Raw genomic sequence first — 20,707 nt, 5'->3', positions numbered from 1 at the left:
CGTCACTCCCCGTAAATCGCCACGGATTCGGTCTCGGCGTTTTTAACGCCGCGGAACATGCCTTTGGTGTTGAATGTCATCGCGTAAGACCCATCCGGGCCGAGCACGATGACGCCGCCATCCGCGCCCATATCCTGCAATCGGTGATGTATGACGTCATCCGCTGCTTCACTGACGGACTTGCCCGCATATTCGACTTGCGCGCAAATATCCCGCGCGATGGTGAGGCGGATGAAATACTCCCCCAGCCGGTTGAAGACACAGCACAGGATTTGTTGTCGGCGAAGGCGCCGGCGCCGATGATCGGGGCGTCGCCGACCCGGCCATATCGTTTCAACGTCATGCCGCCTGTCGATGTGCCGGCGGCGAGATTGCCAGTTGCGTCAAGCGCGACGGCGCCGACCGTGCCATATTTGAAATCATGCGGAAGTTCGGCGCCCTTTTTCTTTTTCTCCGCTTTCAGCGCCCGCTTATAAGCTTTCCACCGGTGTTCGGTCCGGAAATAGCCGGGCTTCACCATTTCCAGCCCTTGCTCCCTCGCAAATTTCTCAGCGCCCTTGCGCGCGAACATCACATGCTCGGAGTTTTCCATCACCGCCCGGGCGAGCTTGATCGGGTTTTTGACTTTGGTCACGCCGGCGACCGCGCCGGCATTCAGCGTCGCGCCATCCATGATCGACGCATCCAGCTCGTTCTTGCCATCGCGCGTGAACACCGCCCCCTTGCCCGCATTGAACATGGGCGCGTCTTCCATCAACACAATGGCGGCCTGAACGGCGTCGAGCGCAGCGCCGCCTTCCTCGAGAATCGCGTAACCCGCATTCAACGCCTCGGTCAGCTTTTCACGGAACGCAGTTTCTTCCGCTGGCGTATAGCGCCCCGGCGCGAGCGCCCCAGCGCCGCCATGAATAACAATCGTGACTGGCGGCGGCGCTTTCGCGCTGTCCTGTGGCTCAGCCCAAGCCGCGCCAACCGAATATAAAAATACAAAAAGCCCAACAAGAATGCGCATGAACGCCCCTTCCCTTTCCGGGATTTTGGAACGGGTGCGCAGATGGATCAAGTGCGGCTAGTCGATATCCGGCGTCAGGATGCGTTGCGCGCGCCATTGCTCGACAATGCGATCGATGAAGCTGTTGTCTTCGATCTCGACGGACCAGCCATCGGTGAACGAGGCTGAGATGCTGCGCGGCACTGCGTCGGCGGGCAGCGCATCAAAGCGGATGCGCGTCGGCATCGGCACGCCCTCGCCAACCGCAATCGCCTCGCCAAGACCGAGCGACGGCAGACAGCTCAGCAGGCTTGTCGACGCATCCGGGACAGCGGCGCGCAAAGCATCCTGATCGGCCTGATTTGCCAGCCGCATGGCGAAGATCGTATTGCACTGGGAGAGCACGGTCGGATCGAGTTCCGTCGGCCGCTGCGAAGCGATCCACAAGGAAACGCCGGTCTTGCGCCCTTCCTTTGCGATGCGGATCAGGGACCGGCGCGTCGGACCAAACCCTTCTTCCGGATTGGCGGGCGCATAACGATGCGCATCTTCGCATACCAGCGCAATCGGCGCGGCGCCCTTGCTCCACAGGCCAAACTCAAAGGCGAGACGCGACACGACCGAGACAACGACCTGCACGACTTCCGCCGGGAGCCCGCCCAGCTCGATGACGCTCACCGGCCTGCCGTCAACCGGAATGCGAAACAGCTCGCTGAGCATGTCTTTCAGCGTGTCCTGCACCGTCAGGCCGCCAAACATGAAGGCGTATCGCGCATCCTGACTGATTGCATAAAGACGGCTGCGCAGGCGTTTATAGGGCGCGACATTGCGCGAGCCGTCCATGCCGCCGAGCGCTTTGTCGATCAGGCCAAGCAGTTCTGAAATCCGGTAAGGCGACGGCGTGTCCACCGTCACCGCCGACATGTCGGTGCGCAACCGCCCGCCGCGCCCGGGACCAGTCATGTTCATTTTCTTGGCCGCAGGCAAAAGGTCCGCGAGAATTTCGACTTCTTCTGAATCGCGCGCCCGCCCCGGATACAGCACTTCCACAAGCTCGTCGAAGGTCAGCATCCAATATGGCAGGGAAAAGCTGGTGGGATCGAAGATCACCGCGCCATCGCCAAAGCTGTTTGAATATTCATTATGCGGATCGAGAACGACAATATGCGCATGGGGAAAGCGTTGCAGCACCGCCCGCAGCAACAGCGCCACAGCGCAGGACTTCCCGGCGCCGGTCGTGCCCAGCACGGCGCAGTGACGGGAGAAAATCTCATCGACATTGACTGTCGCCGGTATGGTCGCGTCCTGTTTGACCACACCTACGCGCACGCTCGCAGCGCCATTGACCGCGAAAAGCGCGGTGAGCTCATCGCGCGTTGCAACATGCACATTGTCGCCCAGCGTCGGATAGCCGGAAACCCCGCGCCGGAACCGCGCCGGCGCATTGATGGTGGGTTTGGTGAATTCCCCGATCAACTCGATTTCAATAATCCGCATATCGGCTCCGCCCGCATCGAGGCTCGGCGCGGGCATGCTCATAGCGGAAACCAGACCGAGTACGATTGAGGAGCCGGCGTCCACACTCATAATCGCGCCAAGCTGCGGGCGCGACGACCGGTCCGAATCCGGCGTGTCTTCATCAAGCATGACCAGGGCGTGCGAACCGGTGACGGACACCACCGTGCCGACGCGCGGCTTGTCCTGAAACGCCTGATCAAAGGCTTCCGCCGTTGGCGCTGCGGCGCCCTTGCGTGCAAACGGACCTTTTTTACCGGCGATTTATGCGGCGTCATTTTTCCGCTCCACAGCGTGATCTTGTTCTGTTTCTGTGTCGTCCGCCTCGCCGCCCTCGAGTCCGGCTTCCGCGATCGGCAAAGATATGCGCGCGCGGGTTCCCTGCCCGGCGCGGCTTTCAATGGCGAAACGCCCGCCCTGCATCTCTACGAAGGTCTTGGCGACCGCATAGCCGACGCCAGGGCCGAGGAATGATCTGTCGAGACCGCGATGGATTTCGGAAAACGCCTCCAGCGCCTCGGTGAGATCCTCGTCGGTGAAACCGTCTCCGGCGTCGCGCACGGCGATCTCGGCCCAGCCATTGTCGGCGATGGAAGCGCGCACATGCACGCTGGCGCCTTCGCTGCTGAGTTTGACCGCTGTCTGGATCAAATGATCAACCGCCTGACCGAACCGTTCCGCGTCGCCCCAACCGATAATCTCGTCGCGTTCGCTCTGCCGCTTGATCTTGACCCCGGCGGCATCGGCGCGAACCTGCGCGCGCTCAACCGCCTCATCCAAAAGCGCCCGGAAATCGATGGCTTCCGCGCTGATCTCAACCTGGCCGGCTTCAAGCGCCGCCACTTCGAGGATCGTGTTGATATGCCCAAGCAGCAAATCCGCCGACTGGAGGATATATTCCGCATAGGTGCGCCGCTGGTCGACCGCGAGCTGATAGTCTTCGCCGTCGCGCAACATGGTGGCGAAGCCGATGATTGCATTCAGCGGCGTCCGCAATTCGTGATTCATATTCGCCAGAAATTCCGATCTTGCCTTGATCGCCAGCTCTGCTTCGATGCGCGCGGCGCGTGCTTCCAACTCCGCCCGGCGGCGCACCAATAGCTCGCTCACGCGCGCGCCATAGTCGGCGAGCCGTGAGCCCTGTGATGCTGTAAATGACCGCAACGAACGCATGTGACTGTCCCTGAACGGAAAACTATCCGCCAAGCGCTAATACGCCGTTAAGCAATCTCACGACGCCGCTTGATTTACTTTTGATTAAGGTGAGCGTTTTGCGTCCGCGCGGCCGGTTTCAGCGTTGCGTTTAACGTCGTGGTTTCATAGAGCTGTTAACTATACGGCACTCCAAAAATTCGGCGGTAATTCTGACAGACCTCATCTATCTCGCCATCTTTCTCGGAGCAGGCCTGGTGGCGCTCAGCACGCTGACCAGCCTTGTCTCTCGCCGCGTCGGCGCGCCTCTTCTACTTGTCTTCCTGTGCATCGGCCTGCTTGCCGGCGAAGACGGCCTGTTGCGCATCGAGTTCGACAGCGGCGGCATCGCCTACTTCATCGGGTCGCTGGCGCTGGCGATTATCCTTTTTGACAGCGGTTTCGACACGCCGCTGCGCAGCTATCGCCTTGCTGCGGGGCCGGCGCTGACCCTCGCCACGCTCGGCGTCATGCTGACCAGCGGCTTTGTCGGCCTTGCCGCGCATTTCCTTTTCAATGTCAGCTGGATTGAGGCCATGCTGCTCGGCTCCATCGTTGCTTCAACCGACGCGGCGGCCGTGTTCTTCCTCTTGCGCGTGGGCGGGCTGAAGCTACGGGACCGGGTCAAGGCGACGCTCGAAGTGGAATCGGGCGCGAACGATCCCATGGCGATCTTCCTGACCACCGTTTTCGTGGAACTGGCGGCGGCGCAAATCGGCGGCGGCGTCTCCCTCGGGCTCGATTTTGCAGCCGCTTTCGCGCAGCAAATCGGCCTTGGCATTTTCATGGGACTGGCGGGCGGCGTCGCCATTGCGGCGCTCCTCAACCGGCTTCGCAATCTCGATGCGGGCCTGTTCCCGATCACCGGCCTCGCTTCCGCCCTCGTGGTGTTTTCGCTCACCGGCCTGATCGGCGGCAGCGGCTTTCTCGCCGCCTATGTGGCCGGCGTTGTAGCCGGAAACCGGCGTATCAAATACGCCCATCGCGTCCGCCGTTTTCAGGTCGGCATGACGTGGCTCGCCCAGATCGGCATGTTCTTGACCCTCGGCCTTCTGGCGACTCCGTCAGAATTTGGCGCAGTCGCCGCGCCCGCCATCGCACTCGCCTTTGTGCTGATCTTTATCGCGCGACCCGCGGCCGTCTGGCTATGCCTGCTTCCATTCGGTTTCAAATGGCGCGAATCCGCTTTTGTCGGATGGGTCGGACTGCGCGGCGCCGTGTCCATCATGCTTGCAATTCTTCCTGTGCTCGGCGGGCTCGGGAATGGCGGCGTTTATTTCAACATCGTGTTCATCATGGTGCTCGCCTCGCTGCTCATACAAGGCTGGAGCATCAGTTTCGCCGCGCGGCTATTGAATATGCTCGCGCCTCCAGAGCCCGGCATAGTCGATCGCGTCGAGCTTGAATTGCCGGGCGGTTCCGAGCTTGAGCTTGTCGGCTATCACATTCATCCCGAAAGCACGGTGGCGCAGGGCGAACGCGTTCCGCGCTGGGCCCGGCCCCTGATGATCCTGAGGCAGGGCAGCACCTATTCAATCCATAATGCCGGGCCGCTGCAGGCGGACGACCATGTGTATTTGTTCGCCTCACCGACGCAGATTCCTGCGCTGGATAACATCTACGCAAAGCCCGCCGATCAGGACAATCTCAATATTTTCGGGGATTTCTTTCTCGACGGCGCCTCGCCGCTGGCCGATGTCGCCCGCCTTTACAGCTTGCCGGTCGGCGCCGGTGCGGAAGGTCTCAGTCTCGGCGAGTATCTGTCGGAGGAGCTTCGCGGCGCCGCCATTGTCGGCGACCGGGTGCCTGTCGGCGGCGTCGAACTGGTGGTGAATGCGCTAGATGCGGACGGCGCCATCGATAGCGTCGGACTGATTATCGACCCGGCCGAAAACCGGTCCAGCACGATCGCCAACAAGGCTTATGAAGCCATGAACCAGATTTTCGAACGGGTTCAGGCGCTGCTCAAAAAGCAATCCTAGACTTTGCCTTCGGGCGTGAAAGGCGGCGCGGCAGGCTTGGGCTCTGCGGGCGCGTCAGGCTTTGCAGGTGCGGCGTCTTTTTCTTTTCCGCCGCGGCTTTGTCCTTTTCCGCCTTCGCTTCTTTATCTTTGTCAGGCTTCACATCGGGCGGCTTCGGAATATAGGCGAGCACGACATCACCGATCTCGGGCGCAACCGGGTTTTCGCGCGACGCGAAATTGATGACGCCCTTGCGGATGATCAAAATGACCTCGCCTTCCGGCCCGAGATCTTTCTTGTATTGCTCCGGCGGATATTCCTCAGACAATCTGGTGCGCTGGAAAATCCAGCCGGAATAATGCCGCCGCACCAGCTCGTCGAGCGACGGTCCGGAATGCAGGAAAGTCCGCCCTTGCAAAGTGTAGGAAAGCGCCTTGCGGTCTTCCTCATCCTTGCCGCGCGCATTCACCTGATAGATCGCCGCGCGCCCCAATTCCGGTGCAAGGTCAGTCGCCACCAGCGCGTTATGGGCTTCGTTGCCGCCCAGCGCGAGAAGGAAACCGAAGCGGTTGAGGTCGACATGATGCTCGGTCACCTCAGACAGGATCTCGCCATAATATGTGGGCACATTCGCCAGCCGCGCGGCTTTCAGCCGCCGCCAGCTGGTGTCGGCCACCGTGACCGGGGTTTCCATTTCTTTCAGCTTCGTCGCCAGGGAAATGGAGAAAGGCGACGCCCCGACAATCAACACGCCCGGCCGGTCGCGTGAGGCCAGTCCCAACGCCTTGGCCAGCGGCGAAATCGTAAATCCGTGCAGCACAACCGTGGCGAACACCATGGCGAAGGCGAGCGCGATAAGCTTTTCGCCATCTATGTATCCGGCCTGGGTCAGCGACGCCCCGAAGAACCCAGTCACCGCGACGGCGACAATGCCGCGCGGCGCAATCCACCCGACAAGCAATCGCTCCTTTAACGGAAGTCCCGCGCCGATGGTTGAAATCATGACGGTCAGCGGGCGCACCACGAACAGCATGGCGGCGATAAACCAGAATGCCCGCCAATCGAGCAGCTTGATCGCATCCATGGTGAGGTTCGCCGTGAGGATGATGAACACCCCGGACACCATCATCACGGTGATGTTTTCTTTGAAGAGGCGCAGATCGTTGATGCTGGCGATGCGCGAGTTTGCAACGGTGACGCCCATCGCCGTCACCGACAACAGCCCCGCTTCTTCCTGCATCAGGTTGGCGAGCTCAAAACACACCAGCACAAGCGCCAGCAGCACCGGCGGCTTCAAATATTCCGGCACCCAACCGCGCCGGAATGACGCCGCCGTAAACCGTCCAAAGGCGTATCCCAAACCGCCGGCGAGCACCGACGCCAAAAGCAGCGAACTAATGATCTCCCCTGAGGAGGCGCTGTGATCGCCGATGACAAGAAACTCATAGACAACGACCGCCAGCAAGGCGCCAATGGGATCGTTGACGATGCCTTCCCATTTCAACAGCGTCGCGGGGCGCGGATTGAGTTTTGACTGGCGCAACAGCGGAATGATGACCGTCGGTCCTGTGACCACCATGATCCCGCCGAACAGCAGCGCAGTCTGCCATGTCAGTCCGGCGACCATGTAGCCGGCAAGCGCCGCCAGAAACCAGGCGATGGGCACGCCGGGAAACACCAGTCGCCGCACGCCGCGGGTCAGCCCGCGCAAATCCGAGAAATTCAGTTGCAGGCCGCCTTCAAACAATATGACCGCGACGGCGACCGCGATAATCGGGCGATAGAAATCACCAAGCATCGCCTCCATAGGCGGCGTGCCCGGCAATGCGTCCGGCGCGGCGAAAATGTTCAAAACCGGCCCGGCGAGAATCCCGGCGACCGCCATCAGCACGATCGCCGGCAGATTAAAGCGCCAGGCAAGCCACTGCGCCCCGATGCCGAGGACTCCGATGATCGAAAAGGCGAGGACTAGATTTTCCATGCAGTCTCCGGCGCCGGAAACGCGCTAGCGGTTCTTGAACACTGGTTTGCGCTTTTCTGCAAAGGCGGCCATGCCCTCTTTCTGGTCTTCAAAGGCGAAAACCGAGTGGAAGACCCGGCGTTCAAAGCGCACCCCTTCGGTCAGGGTGGTCTCATAGGCGCGATTGACCGATTCCTTGGTCAGCATGGTGATCGGCCGTGAGAAGCCGGCGATCTGCTTGGCGACGCGAATCGCTTCTTCGCGCAGCTCACCCTTGGGCACGATCTCGGCTGACAAGACCGCAGCGCTCGGCTTCTTCGGCGTCCATCATCCGGCCGGTCAGGCACATTTCCATGGCCTTTGACTTGCCGATGAAGCGGGCGAGCCGCTGGGTGCCGCCCGCGCCCGGCATCGCGCCGATGGAGATTTCCGGCTGTCCGAATTTAGCGTTGTCCCCGGCGATGATGAAATCGCACATCAAGGCGAGCTCACAGCCGCCGCCTAGCGCATAGCCCGCCACGGCGGCGATAATCGGCTTGCGCGTGCGGGTCACTTCTTCCCAGTTGCCGGAGATGAAGTCTTCCTTGAAGACATCAATATAGTTCTTGGACGCCATTTCCTTGATATCCGCACCGGCGGCGAAGGCTTTCTCCGATCCGGTCAGAACCATGCAGCCAATCGCGTCATCGGCTTCAAATGATTTCACCGCCTGCGTCAGTTCATCCATCAGCGTGGCGTTGAACGCGTTCAGCGCGTCGGGGCGGTTCAGCGTAATGATCGCGACGGCGCCATCGGTTTCGGTAAGAATGCATTCGTAAGGCATAATTTTGTCCTGAATGGGTTGCGTCACTTAATGCCGATAAGCTTGACGAGTTCTTCCCGCGCTTTTTGATCCTCGCGGAAAACGCCCATCATCCGGCTGGTGGTCATGGAAACGCCGGGCGTGTTGACGCCGCGCGCGGTCATGCATGCATGGGTCGCTTCGATCACGACTGCGACGCCTTGCGGCTCCAGCACTTTCTGGATGCAGTCGGCGATCTCGGCGGTCAGGCGTTCCTGCACCTGCAAGCGGCGGGCATAAGCCTGAACGACCCGCGCAAGCTTGGAAATGCCGACAACCTTGTCGGTCGGCAAATAGGCGACATGCGCCTTGCCGATGATCGGCGCCATATGGTGTTCGCAATGGGAATGGAACGGAATGTCCTTCAAGAGAACAATTTCGTCATAGCCGCCGACCTGTTCAAAGGTGCGCTTCAAATAAGTTTCAGGGCATTCGTCATAGCCCTGGAAATATTCCAGAAACGCATCGACCACACGGCGCGGCGTGTCCTTCAGCCCTTCGCGTTTCGGATCGTCGCCGATCCAGCGTATAAGTTCGCTCACCGCTTCGAGAGCGCGGGCGCGCTCTTCCTCGGTACGGTGTCTCGGTTCGCCTGCCATCACTTTTCTACCTCTCACCGATTGGCGTCACGTCGCGTTGCGCCGGGCCGGTGTAATTCGACAATGGCCGAATAAGTTTGTTGTTGCCGAGTTGCTCAATCACATGCGCCGTCCATCCGGTGATCCGGCTGACGACGAAAATCGGCGTAAACATCGGAATCTCGAATCCCATCAGATAATAGGCCGGTCCGGCCGGGAAATCGAGATTGGGGTAAATACCCTTTTCCGCCACCATCGTTTCATCAAGAATCCGGCTCATCTCCCAATACTTCCGGGCTTCCTTGGTTCCAATAACATCGACCATTTTCTGGAACGCATCGGTCATGGTGGGCACCCGGCTGTCCCCGGACCGGTAAACCCGGTGGCCAAAGCCCATGATTTTCTTTTTGGTGGCGAGCGCATCAAGCATCCACGCCTTGGCCTGCTCCACCGACCCGACCTCTTTCAGCATATGCATCACGGCTTCGTTCGCGCCGCCATGCAGCGGACCTTTGAGCGAGCCAATGGCGCCCGTGACAGCGGAGTAAATATCCGACGTTGAAGAAGCGATGGTGCGCGCCGTGAAGGTCGACGCATTAAACGAATGCTCCGCATAGAGCGTCATCGAAATGTCGAAACATTTGATGATTTCCGGCGCGGGCACTTCGCCAAAGCACATGTGAAAAAAGTTTTCCGAAAACTCCAGATCCTGCGTGGCGGGAATCGGCTCCTTGCCATTGCGGATACGGAAGGTCGCCGCGACGATCTCCGGAATCTTCGCATACATGCGGATGGATTTTTTCATCAACCCTTCAGGCGATGAATCCTCTGTCGTTTCGTCTTCCTGACCCAGGAATGAAACCGCCGTGCGCAGCGTGTCCATGGGATGCGCGTTCGGATTAAACAGGCCCATCACCTTGTAGAGGTCCTGGGAAAGGCCGCGTTCTTTTTTCTCGGCGGCGATAAAAGCTGCGAGTTGCGGTTTTGTCGGCAGCTCGCCGTTCCAGATGAGATAAGCAACTTCTTCAAACCGGCACTGGGTTGCAAGGTCCTGCACCTTGTAGCCGCGATAGGTTAGCGAGTTGATCTCCGGCATCACTTTCGACACGGCTGTGTCGTCCGCCATCACCCCGGCAAGGCCGTATTTTACATCCGGTTGCGTCATTGTTTTTCTCCTGCCTTACTCTGATTTTTTCACTTGGGCTCTGTATCCGCAACTGGCGCGCAGACCAGCGCCACGCGGTGCGGGCACGCTTACTCCGTAGGCGTATCGCTGACCTGGAAATTGTAGATCGACTCATCGAACTTGTTGTAATCGTGATAGCGCAGCAAATCATAGAGATCGCGCCGGTGCTGCATCTGATCGAGAATGCCGTTCTGATCGCCATCCTTTAAGATCGCATCGAGACCGCGATCACAGGCGCCCATGGCGAGACGCAAAGTCGTCACAGGATAAATCACGACATTAAAACCAAGCGCTTCGAGCTCTTTCTTATTGAGAAGGCGCGATTTTCCGAACTCAGTCATGTTGGCGAGAATGGGGACCGAGATCGCCTTACGAACGGCCTCGAATTCCTTCTCATCCTTCATGGCTTCCGGGAAGATCATGTCGGCGCCCGCATCCACATAGGCTTTCATGCGGTCAATGGATTGCTCAAGACCTTCGACGGCGCGCGCATCGGACCGCGCAATCAGAACGAAATTCGGATCGCGCTTGGCTTCCGCTGCGGCTTTCACGCGCTGAACCATGATGTCGGTCGGCACGATTTCCTTGCCGTCGAGATGACCGCAGCGTTTCGGCATGACCTGATCTTCAATATGGCAGCCGGATAGGCCCGCCTCCTCCATCGTGCGCACGGTTCGCGCCGCCGCCATGGGCTCGCCAAAACCGGTGTCGATATCAATGAAGGAAGGAAGGTCTGTCACCCGCGCGATCTGTTGTCCTCGATCGGCGAACTCCGTCATGGTCGCAATGCCGATATCCGGCAGGCACAAATCAGCGGCCATCACCGCACCGGATATGTAAACGCCGTCAAAGCCCTTGCATTCAATCATCTGAGCGCAAAGCGGGTTAAACGCGCCCGGAAACTGCAACAGTTTGCCGGAGGCCAGCCCCTTGCGAAAGTCAGCGCGTTTTTCTGCGGCGGATTTTGTCGTGAACAACATTTGTTTCTGCTTTCCTATTTCGCCAGCAATGGCTCAAGCATTTTGTTGATCGGCGCATAGCCATATTCTTTCAGCATCGGGCCGCGTTTTTGTAAAAACTCGCCGCCCCCATGCACGCCATGCCCCTCAAGTAACCGGTTCATAAAGTTAAAACAGCTAATCACCATGATCGCGTCGTGCAGCGCGTTTTCACCCCAGCGGGCGTCATATACTTCCTGCGCCAATGCTTTCGTCATGCCGGATGGGGTTTCAGTCAGCGTCTTCGCGACTTTCAGCAGCGGAACCATTTTCGGTTCGATGTCCGCCGACTCGATATCCTCAAGACACGCATCAATCTGCGCGCGCGTGTACCCATAACTTTCCGCGCATGCGGCATGAACCGTGAAGCAATAGCGGCATTTGTTGAGGCCCGACACATAGGTGGCGATCAACTCGCGCTCACCTTCCGTCAAAGGCGATGGCCCGCGCAACAACGCCTCATGTAAGTCAATCAACGCGATGCCCGCGACCGGACTCATTTTCAGAATATCCGGAACCGCCGCGGTTTCTCCCAAACTCGCAAAAATGGACATTTCTACCCTTTTATTTTTTATATTGATTGAGCCCGCCATCGAGGGCGGCGCCCATTGCCTGGCCCAGCGCCATCAGGCCGGTCACAGGACGGATCATCACTTCAAACTCCGCGATCAATCCGTCATCATCGAATTTAATAAAGTCAGCGCCTTTCAATTGTTTGCCGCCCACTTGAGCGCTGAATTCAAGCACCACGTCCTTGCCGTCATCGGTTGCAAATTCGCGGTGATATTTGAAATCCTCAAACACCTTGATGACCGTCGACAGGGCCAGCACCAGCGCCTCACGACCGTGATAGGGCGTATGCGCCACCGGCGAACGGAACACCACATCCTCGCGGGCGATCTCACCGACTTTTGAAAGGTCGCGGGATGCGGCCATTTCGTGCCATCGGGAAAGCGTTGCAGCGACGGATGCATTCATCAAAAATCCCCTTCGCCGGGTTCTCCACCAGATAGCCCTTCGGCGCGACCGGATTGAGTTGTTTGACTTGCGCCGCAGTGAGGTTCGGCAATTGCTGAACCAGATCGAGGAAGCGCTCGCTTTCCGACTTGTCGAGAATCTCATCGGTCAGCGTTTTGAACTTCTTGATATATTCCGCCCGGCCGAAAGGACGCGCGCCAAACGGGTGTGCGTTTGCAATGCCGAGTTCATCTTCGATCACCGAACCGTCTTCCATGGTCACAACAACCCGCGCGCCAAAGGCTTTTTCGTTCGGGTCCTGGGAGTGATAGCGGCGCGTCCATTCCGGATCTTCAGTAGTGGAGATTTTGTGCCACAGGCGCACCGTGTCGGCGCGCTGGGCGCGTTCGGGCGCATAGGATTTCACATGGTGCCATTCGCCGTCCTGTAGCGCGACCGCGAAAATATACATGATCGAATGGTCGAGCGTTTCACGGCTCGCATTCGGATCCATCTTCTGCGGATCGCCCGCGCCGGTGCCGATGACGTAATGGGTGTGATGCGACGTATGCAGAACGATCGACTTCACCTTGTCGAAATCCTTGATCTCTTTGCCCATGCGGAAGGCGAGATCGATCAGGGCTTGCGACTGGTATTCTGCCGAATGTTCCTTGGTGTAGGTCTCAAGGATGGCGCGTTTCGCTTCGCCTGCGCCCGGAAGCGGCACATGATAGGTCGGCTCATACGGGCTCTTGCCCTGATCGCGCGCGGTGCGGCCATTCAGGATGTAGGAAATCACCGAGTCTTCGCCTTCATAGATCGGCGACGGCGCGCCCTCGCCGCGCATGCAACGGTCAACCGCCTCAATGGCGAGCTTGCCCGCGAATGCCGGCGCAAAAGCTTTCCAGGTAGAGATTTCGCCCTTGCGCGACTGGCGCGTTGTCACCGTCGTGTGCAGGCCCTGTTGCACCGACTGGTAGATGATTTCCGTCGGCAGACCGAGCAGCGTGCCGACCGCAGCGGAAGCTGACGGACCGATATGGGCGATATGGTCAATCTTGTGCTCATGCAGGCAGATCGACTTCACCAGATTGACCTGAATTTCGTAGCCGGTCGCAATACCGCGAACGAGATCGCGCCCGTCCTTGCCGCATTGCTGCGCCACGGCGAGCGTCGGCGGGATATTGTCGCCGGGGTGCGAATAGTCTGCGGCGAGAAACGTGTCGTGGAAATCAAGCTCGCGCACCGCCGTGCCATTGGCCCATGCCGCCCATTCAGCGCAAACCGTGTGGTCCGCCGGCAGGCCGAACAGCGTGGCGCCGCCGGACCGCAAATGCGCATTCGCCATGGCCCGCGCGGATTTGATAGGTCCGCGATTGAGCGACGCAATCGCAACAGACGCATTATCAATAATGCGGTTGATGATCATGTCCGTCGCTTCCGCATCGACTTCCACTTTGTCGGCGGCGACAGCGGCGATCTTCCAGGCAAGCTGGTCTTCGCGCTTCAGATTGTCTTTCGAACGGTGAGCGCGGACGTCATGGATTTCCATGGAAACAAACCTCTTTTGATTGGCCTATTGCGATTGGGCCGGCGGGCGCGGATACGGCGCCTCGGCAACGCTTGGGCGCTATCTGCCGCGCCTGCGACAAGCTGTCAAAGGCTGGAAGCTGTGGAAAAAGGCGGCATAACGCCTCTGGAAAACTTTCCTCAGAAAAACAACAGCTTAACGGCCATCGCCACCAGAGCGAGATAAAAGACTTTGCGGATCAGCGCCTCCCCGCGGGTAATCGCCGACCGGGCGCCAAGCCAGCCGCCCAGCGCATATCCAGCCCCCAAAGCAAGGCCAAGCCGCCAGTCGATTTTCGATTGGGCCGCGAATACCGACAGCGCCACGATGGAGAACACCAGCGCTACAAACACCTTGTGCATATTGGTGCGGACGAGATCGAGCCCCATGACGCGATTGAGAATCGGGATCTGGATCAGGCCGACGCCAATTTGAATGAACCCGCCCCAGAACCCGGCGCCGATAAACAGCAAATGACCGAGCAATAAATTCCGGGGCTTTTTCCGCTCCGCGCCCTCACCGGACTCTGCAGGCTTTTGGCCGAGGCCCGTCAGGGAAATGATCAGCACGCCAATCATAATAATGGCCAATGTGCGTTCAAACCAGACGCCCTCAAGTTTGACGCCGACATTCGCACCGAAAAACGCGCCGACGGCCGCGCATGCCGCCAGACTGGCGCTCAGTTTGAAATCAGAGAACCCTTTGCGGAAGAAGCCCCATACCGCCATCACATTCTGCGCAATGATGCCGATGCGGTTCGTGCCATTGGCGACCGGGCCGGGCAGCCCGAGAAACACCATGACCGGCACGGCGAGGATGGAGCCGCCGCCGGCGAGCACATTTATCCAACCGGAGGCGACGCCGGCGGAGAAGAGCAATGCAATTTCCCAGCTTTCCATCGGGCTAGCAGCGCGGAGACGGCGACCGGGCGCCCGTATCAGCCATCATTTCGCCTCTGGCGTCGCTGGCGTCACCATTCCCTGCGCGGCGAATGGCGAAGCCGCGCCGGGCGTGAAGGTTACCAGCGTGGAATCCTGCACGCCATATTCAACGCCGCTGCGCGTAAAGCCATGATCGCCTGCCGCGTTCAGCCGCCACAGATTGGGCGCCTCATCGCCGGCGAATGACCGCCCCAGCGTAAAGGGCGCGGTGTCGCCATGGATCAGCAGGGTCGGTCCACCAAACGCCGCCGCCGCATCGCGGATCGCGCCGCGCATGGCGACAAAGGCGTCGCAGGTTTTCTGTCCCGATGCATGTGCGCCGATACAGGGCTTGCCCAGCACTGACGGTGCAACATCGGTCATATCCGCCTGCATGGCGATGACCAGCGCTTCGGCGTTCTCATGTCTCGCCTGCGCCACCACTTCCAGCAGCCACGCCAGATCGGCGATGTCGCGCCGGTCCGCCTCGCTGCCCGCCGCTGCGGGGTCATCGCCCGCGATTTCACTGCGGCCATTACTCGTCGCCGCCACATGAAGCGTCGCAAATCGCACCCCGCCATAGGTCCAGGTGAGGTTTTCCTTCTGCAAGTCCTGGCTTTTTACTTTCATCGCATCCAGCGCCGCTGGCGGCTCTACGAAGAACAATGAACGCAGATGCGCGAGGCGCTGTAACTCAGATTGCGGCTTTCCCGTCGCCGGGTCCTTGAAGCGGTCGCAATCGGTCCATTCATTGTCGCCGGGCGTATAGAATACGGGTATCGGCGCCAGTGTTTCGATCAAAGCGAGCTGCGCATCATCATCTGCAGCGGTGCAAGGCGCGCCGCCGCCTTTGTAATCGCCCAGATGAATGACGAAAGGATAGCCGCCCTGCTTGATCGCCGGCAGGATCGCCTGCTCAAGCACCGCCTTATCATCATCACTATACGGAATATCGCCGATGACCGCAAAGGAGAACTGTGTTGACGTTGGCGCCGTCACTTGCGTTGAGGTGGAAGCGCAAGCCCCTGAAAGGGCGAATAGCCCGGCCGCCGCCAAAATGCGCAATTTGTGCATGCCCTGCTCCGCTTTGCTGCTTTCGCGATCCTTAAATGGTGCAACCGGTTGTGACAATTGGCGCGCGGCAAACTATCCGGCTAGGCGCCTGCGGATTTTGAAAACCTTTGGCGAAACAAAAAGCGGACGACAAGGCTCGCCAGAACGCCGACCACACCGAAAAAGGCGCCCCAATTCGGCTCGCCACGCTCAACGTCAAACACAATGGCCGCGGCGACGCATGGGGCGACAGGCGCCAGCAAGGCGAGGCCATAGCCGAATTTCCCATGCTGGTCCGAAAAACACGCGATGATGATCCCGGTCACCAATGCCTGAATGCCGCCAAAAAAATAGCTGACTGGCGCCGCCAGCACGCTGACGACAGCGAGCACGCCCAGCCCATTCAACAGGTCCGCGCCGTCAATATTGATCTGTCCGCCATCAACGAATGACAAGAACATAGCGACCCAAAGCAACGTCACAATGATAGCGGCGCCGATAGGCGGGCCGACAAGCAGATAAAGGCCAATGATCATGCCGCGCCGATTTTCGCTATACGATCCAACGGCATTCTGCGGGTCGGCTTTATTAGTTTCGTTCTGTGTCATCTCACGCCCCCTACAATCGCAATGACAAACGCCAATTCGATAAGCACGGTCAGCGGCAATCGCACGGCGAGATACCAGTGTGGCGCGCCGGAGCCGCGATGCGTCGCTTTCAGATCGTCAAGCAGCAAAAGCGCTACGACGATCATGATGACTGGGAACTTCCAGTATACGCCGCCAATCGGCGCAAACAGCGGAAGCGCCATCGCCAGGGGCAGCGTTGCACCCAACAGCGCGCGCAGACCCGGCCCGCCTTCCTTCATGACCGCAACGCCCCAGCGGACGCCGCCGAAAAACACAATCAGCGCCGCGCCGTAAACGCCCATAAAATAAGCTGCAATGGCGGCGGACTCACGGTCACCCGCGACAATGACAAGCGCGGCGGCGATCAGCGGGGATGCAGCGAAATAAGCCAGTATCTGTGCGGCGCTGGTGTCTGGCTCGGTCGAAACGGAGACATCTTCTTCCTTGATCGCTTTTGTATCAACAAACGCATCATAGGCCATGACGTATCTCCTGCTTTTGTCGCGGCGCGCTATTTCTCTTTCACAGCCTTCGCCGCCGGTTTTTTGCCCATCAAGGGCGCGATGAGGTCGACTGCTTTCGATCCCATACGGATCAATGGCAGCAATCTCGATTTGGGAACTTTGTTCATTTGCTCATACCAGCCATTGAGCAGCCCGATCAGCTCCTGCAGATCGCTCAGCCGCTCCACCGCCGCTTTGGTCGCCTTCGGATCTTCACGCGCGTCGCGCAAGCAGGCGCCGAGAATGTCAGCGGCCGGATCAAGCTCGCGCGCTTTGCGCATGGCGACGATGCGCGAGACCATCTCCCACATGTCGCTCTCCGCTTCGAAGTGATCACGGCGATCACCTTCGACCGGCGCGCGCTTCAGCAAGTTCCAGGTCAATAATTCTTTGATGGAGTTGGAGACATTGGACCGCGCCAGCCCCAACGCCTCGGCGATGTCCTCTGCATTCATCGGCGCGTCACTGACCAGCAACAGCGCATGGATCTGGGCCACCGAGCGATTGACGCCCCATTGGCCGCCGAGATCGCCCCAATGCAGAATGAAGCGCTTGATGGCGGGGCTAAGCTCTACTCTATTTTCCGATATTTCTGTCATAACAGAAATATAAGAAACTACTGATTTCAATTCAAGCCCCAAACTCCATAGGATTTATCCCACGAATTTTCACATTTTTGGCAGGAAGCTTGCACTTCCCACGCATACATGCTGAAAAGCGTGCCGGAATGCAGCAAATTCGTGGGGTCTATCCCAATGTCGGAAATCACCAGTCTTCTTTCCCGCGCCAAAGCCGCCGCTGAATCGACGGGGCTCTCGGTCTCTACGGTCAGCCGCAAGCTGTTTAATGACGGCAAGGCGATTGCGAGGCTTGAGGCTGGCGGTCAGTGCACGCTGAAGACGCTGGAGACAGCTCGCGCGCGCCTCGCCGAACTTGAAACCGGCGCTGCGCCGAAAGCGCCGGCAGGCACCGATCATGCGGAACCGCTCCTGACGCCGGAAGGGCTCTCTCATCTTGACCGGCTTGAAGCGGAAGCCATCCACATCATGCGCGAGGTCGCCGCCGAAGCGGAAAACCCGGTGATGCTCTATTCCGTGGGCAAGGACTCAGCAGTGATGCTGCATCTCGCCATGAAAGCGTTCTATCCGTCCAAACCGCCCTTCCCGGTCATGCATGTGGACACGACCTGGAAGTTCCGCGAGATGATCAAATTTCGCGACGACACCGTGGCGCGCCTCGGCCTAGACCTGATCGTACACATCAATCAGGAAGGCGTCGAACAGGGCGTCGGGCCCTTCACCCATGGCTCGCAGCTTCACACCGACATTATGAAAACGCAGGCGCTGAAACAGGCGCTGAATAAATACAAATTCGATGCAGCCTTTGGCGGCGCCCGCCGCGATGAAGAAAAGTCCCGCGCCAAGGAGCGCATCTTCTCTTTCCGCTCAAACGAACATCGCTGGGACCCGAAAAATCAGCGCCCGGAACTTTGGAACATTTACAACACACGCATCAACAAGGGTGAATCGATCCGCGTATTTCCGATCTCAAACTGGACCGAGCTTGATATCTGGCAATATATCTATCGCGAAAATATCCCCATCGTGCCGCTCTATTTCGCCGCCAAACGCCCAGTTGTCGAACGCGACGGCGCGCTGATTATGGTCGATGATGATCGCATGCCGCTGGACGGCGTGACCCCGAAAAACGAAATGGTCCGTTTCCGCACACTTGGGTGCTATCCGCTGACCGGCGCCGTCAAATCGACGGCGACGACGCTGCCGGAGATCATTCAGGAAATGCTGACGGCCCGTAACTCCGAACGCGAAGGGCGGGTCATCGACCATGACCAGGCGGCCTCGATGGAGAAGAAAAAACAGGAAGGGTATTTCTAATGTCCGTTTCAACCCTCGCTCCTTCCGACGATGTGATCGCCTATCTCGCCGCCCATGAACGCAAGTCGATGCTGCGCTTCATCACCTGCGGCAGCGTCGATGACGGCAAGTCCACCTTGATCGGACGCCTGCTTTACGATTCTAAAATGCTTTACGACGATCAGGTGTCGGCGCTTGAGAGCGACACCAAAAAGCACGGCACGCAAGGCGAAAAAATCGACTTCGCGCTGCTGGTGGACGGCCTCGCGGCTGAACGTGAGCAAGGCATTACGATCGATGTCGCCTATCGTTTCTTCTCAACGGAAAAACGAAAATTCATCGTCGCCGACACGCCCGGCCACGAACAATACACCCGCAACATGGCGACCGGCGCCTCGACGGCGGATCTGGCGATCATCCTCGTCGATGCGCGCAAGGGCATGCTGACGCAAACCCGCCGCCATTCCTATATCGCCTCCCTGCTCGGCATTCGCCATATCGTGGTCGCCATCAACAAGATGGATCTTGTCGATTATTCCGAGACCACCTTCGACAAGATTGAGGCGGACTATCGCGCTTTTTCAAAAGACCTTGGTTTTGAATCGATCACCTGCATTCCGATGTCCGCGCTTGAAGGCGTCAACATCACGCAAAAGAGCAAAGAGACCTCCTGGTATCAGGGTTGCGCGCTCCTGCCTTATCTCGAAACCGTAAAGGTGGGCGGCGGGCTCACGCACAAGCCGTTCCGCCTGCCAGTGCAATGGGTGAACAGGCCCAATCTCGATTTCCGCGGATTTTCCGGCACTGTCGCCAGCGGAACCGTCAAGCCCGGCGATGAAATCGTCGTTTTGCCCTCCGCCAAGCGCTCTAAGGTGAAATCCATCGTCACCTTGGATGGCGAGCTCGCTGAAGCGCGCCCCGATATGGCGGTTACGGTGACTCTTGAAGATGAAATCGACATCTCTCGCGGCGACATTATCTGCGCCGGCAAGGCGCCCGCCGAGCAAACCGATCAATTCGCCGCGCATCTTCTCTGGATGGCGGAAGAGGAACTCTATCCGGGGCGGCAATATTTGCTGAAAACCGCCAACCGGATGATCCCGGTGACCGTCACCGAGCTAAAACACAAGGTCAACGTCAACACGCTGGAACATATGTCCGGCAAAACGCTCGACCTCAACGAAGTCGGATTCTGCAATTTCAACGCGGCGCAACCGATCGCATTCGACCCCTATAAAGATAATCGCCGCACCGGGTCTTTCATTCTCATCGACCGGCGGACCAACGCCACGATCGGCGCGGGCATGATCGACTTCTCGCTGCGCCGGGCGAAAAACGTCCACTGGCAAGATCTCGACGTCAATAAAAGCGCGCGGGCGAATACAAAGCATCAAAAGCCCTGCGTCTTGTGGTTCACCGGCCTTTCCGGCTCCGGCAAGTCGACCGTCGCCAATCTGGTCGAAAAGCGCCTGCATGATATGGGACGTCACACCTATACGCTTGACGGCGATAATGTGCGTCACGGGCTCAACAAGGATCTCGGCTTCACCGACGCTGACCGGGTTGAAAACATCCGCCGGGTCGGCGAGACCGCGAAGCTGATGGTCGACGCCGGGCTGATCGTCCTCGTCTCCTTCATTTCTCCATTCCAGAGCGAACGGCGCATGGCGCGCGAAGTGCTCGACGACGGAGAATTCGTCGAAGTCTATATCTCGACGCCGCTGGAGGTCTGCGAGCAACGGGATGTGAAAGGCCTTTACGCGCGCGCTCGTCGCGGTGAGATCAAAAACTTCACCGGCATCGATAGCGAATATGAAGCGCCGGAGGCCGCCGAACTCGATCTGAATACTGCGGAAATCTCGGCTGAAGTGGCCGCCACGCGGATCGTCGAATATCTCCAGACCAAGGGCTTTCTGGAGGGCTAGTTCGCAAAAGCGTTGTGCTTTGGCGGAAATTGAAGTATCCACCCCAATTAACGAC

17 protein-coding genes and 2 pseudogenes are annotated in these 20,707 nt (G+C 59.0%); 3 read left to right on the top strand and 16 right to left on the bottom strand.

Going from position 1 to position 20,707, the window contains the following annotated elements:
- Positions 1-2 precede the first annotated feature (2 nt).
- From AC0L8G_RS10905 to AC0L8G_RS10895, 3 genes and pseudogenes are all read right to left on the bottom strand, one after another.
- Positions 3-1,012: pseudogene (locus AC0L8G_RS10905) on the bottom strand (isoaspartyl peptidase/L-asparaginase family protein).
- Between the two features lie 57 nt (positions 1,013-1,069).
- Complete coding sequence (locus tag AC0L8G_RS10900) at positions 1,070-2,668, bottom strand: ATP-binding protein (protein WP_473384221.1); 1,599 nt, start codon at positions 2,666-2,668, stop codon at positions 1,070-1,072.
- Positions 2,669-2,770: 102 nt separating this feature from the next.
- Positions 2,771-3,679, bottom strand: a complete 909-nt coding sequence (locus AC0L8G_RS10895; RefSeq protein ID WP_473384220.1) for a sensor histidine kinase — start codon at positions 3,677-3,679, stop codon at positions 2,771-2,773.
- A 236-nt stretch (positions 3,680-3,915) separates the two neighbouring features.
- Here AC0L8G_RS10895 and AC0L8G_RS10890 point away from each other — a divergent pair, with 236 nt between their 5' ends.
- Entirely contained in the window at positions 3,916-5,679 is a 1,764-nt protein-coding gene (locus tag AC0L8G_RS10890) for a potassium/proton antiporter (protein ID WP_473384219.1), read from the top strand.
- Here the strand turns inward: AC0L8G_RS10890 and AC0L8G_RS10885 are convergent.
- The 13 genes and pseudogenes from AC0L8G_RS10885 to AC0L8G_RS10825 all read right to left on the bottom strand — a co-directional run bounded on the left by AC0L8G_RS10885 (position 5,663) and on the right by AC0L8G_RS10825 (position 17,452).
- The gene (locus tag AC0L8G_RS10885; protein WP_473384218.1) at positions 5,663-7,639 is read right to left on the bottom strand and encodes a cation:proton antiporter; all 1,977 of its coding nucleotides are present in this window, start codon (positions 7,637-7,639) and stop codon (positions 5,663-5,665) included. The two genes, AC0L8G_RS10890 and AC0L8G_RS10885, sit on opposite strands and share 17 nt — an antisense overlap.
- 24 nt (positions 7,640-7,663) lie before the next feature.
- Positions 7,664-8,441: pseudogene (locus AC0L8G_RS10880) on the bottom strand (enoyl-CoA hydratase).
- 23 nt (positions 8,442-8,464) lie between these two features.
- Positions 8,465-9,058 carry a GTP cyclohydrolase I FolE gene (folE, locus tag AC0L8G_RS10875; RefSeq protein WP_473388854.1) on the bottom strand — a complete coding sequence of 198 codons (594 nt, stop codon included), beginning with the start codon at positions 9,056-9,058 and terminating at the stop codon, positions 8,465-8,467.
- A 7-nt stretch (positions 9,059-9,065) separates the two neighbouring features.
- Positions 9,066-10,202, bottom strand: coding sequence for a bifunctional 2-methylcitrate synthase/citrate synthase (locus AC0L8G_RS10870; protein ID WP_473384217.1), 1,137 nt, complete (start codon positions 10,200-10,202; stop codon positions 9,066-9,068).
- Between the two features lie 89 nt (positions 10,203-10,291).
- Positions 10,292-11,203 (bottom strand): methylisocitrate lyase, encoded by a 912-nt coding sequence (gene prpB, locus AC0L8G_RS10865; protein ID WP_473384216.1) that lies wholly within the window; start codon positions 11,201-11,203, stop codon positions 10,292-10,294.
- 14 nt (positions 11,204-11,217) lie between these two features.
- Positions 11,218-11,775 (bottom strand): carboxymuconolactone decarboxylase family protein, encoded by a 558-nt coding sequence (locus AC0L8G_RS10860; protein WP_473384215.1) that lies wholly within the window; start codon positions 11,773-11,775, stop codon positions 11,218-11,220.
- A gap of 10 nt (positions 11,776-11,785) precedes the next feature.
- Positions 11,786-12,199: a nuclear transport factor 2 family protein gene (locus AC0L8G_RS10855; protein WP_473384214.1), complete on the bottom strand. Its 414-nt coding sequence runs from the start codon at positions 12,197-12,199 to the stop codon at positions 11,786-11,788.
- Positions 12,123-13,730: an MmgE/PrpD family protein gene (locus tag AC0L8G_RS10850; RefSeq protein ID WP_473384213.1), complete on the bottom strand. Its 1,608-nt coding sequence runs from the start codon at positions 13,728-13,730 to the stop codon at positions 12,123-12,125. Before AC0L8G_RS10850 ends, AC0L8G_RS10855 begins: the two co-directional genes overlap by 77 nt.
- Positions 13,731-13,888: 158 nt before the next feature.
- A complete protein-coding gene (locus tag AC0L8G_RS10845) occupies positions 13,889-14,647 on the bottom strand; it encodes a sulfite exporter TauE/SafE family protein (protein WP_473384212.1) in 759 nt (252 codons plus the stop codon).
- 45 nt (positions 14,648-14,692) lie between these two features.
- Positions 14,693-15,742, bottom strand: a complete 1,050-nt coding sequence (locus AC0L8G_RS10840) for a metallophosphoesterase (protein ID WP_473384211.1) — start codon at positions 15,740-15,742, stop codon at positions 14,693-14,695.
- An 80-nt stretch (positions 15,743-15,822) separates the two neighbouring features.
- Positions 15,823-16,329 carry a hypothetical protein gene (locus tag AC0L8G_RS10835; RefSeq protein ID WP_473384210.1) on the bottom strand — a complete coding sequence of 169 codons (507 nt, stop codon included), beginning with the start codon at positions 16,327-16,329 and terminating at the stop codon, positions 15,823-15,825.
- Complete coding sequence (locus tag AC0L8G_RS10830) at positions 16,326-16,832, bottom strand: DUF3429 domain-containing protein (RefSeq protein WP_473384209.1); 507 nt, start codon at positions 16,830-16,832, stop codon at positions 16,326-16,328. The genes AC0L8G_RS10835 and AC0L8G_RS10830 overlap by 4 nt, the downstream gene beginning before the upstream one ends.
- A gap of 29 nt (positions 16,833-16,861) precedes the next feature.
- Positions 16,862-17,452 carry a GbsR/MarR family transcriptional regulator gene (locus tag AC0L8G_RS10825; RefSeq protein ID WP_473384208.1) on the bottom strand — a complete coding sequence of 197 codons (591 nt, stop codon included), beginning with the start codon at positions 17,450-17,452 and terminating at the stop codon, positions 16,862-16,864.
- A gap of 447 nt (positions 17,453-17,899) precedes the next feature.
- On the opposite strand from AC0L8G_RS10825, the gene cysD reads away from it, so the two are divergent.
- Together cysD and cysN are read left to right on the top strand one after the other, a co-directional pair.
- Complete coding sequence (cysD, locus tag AC0L8G_RS10820) at positions 17,900-18,748, top strand: sulfate adenylyltransferase subunit CysD (protein WP_473388853.1); 849 nt, start codon at positions 17,900-17,902, stop codon at positions 18,746-18,748.
- Complete coding sequence (cysN, locus tag AC0L8G_RS10815) at positions 18,748-20,652, top strand: sulfate adenylyltransferase subunit CysN (RefSeq protein ID WP_473384207.1); 1,905 nt, start codon at positions 18,748-18,750, stop codon at positions 20,650-20,652. The genes cysD and cysN overlap by 1 nt, the downstream gene beginning before the upstream one ends.
- Positions 20,653-20,707 lie beyond the last annotated feature (55 nt).

This window comes from Hyphococcus sp. D3-15 (assembly GCF_055809375.1).
This window is presented reverse-complemented; position numbering and strand designations above follow the sequence as displayed.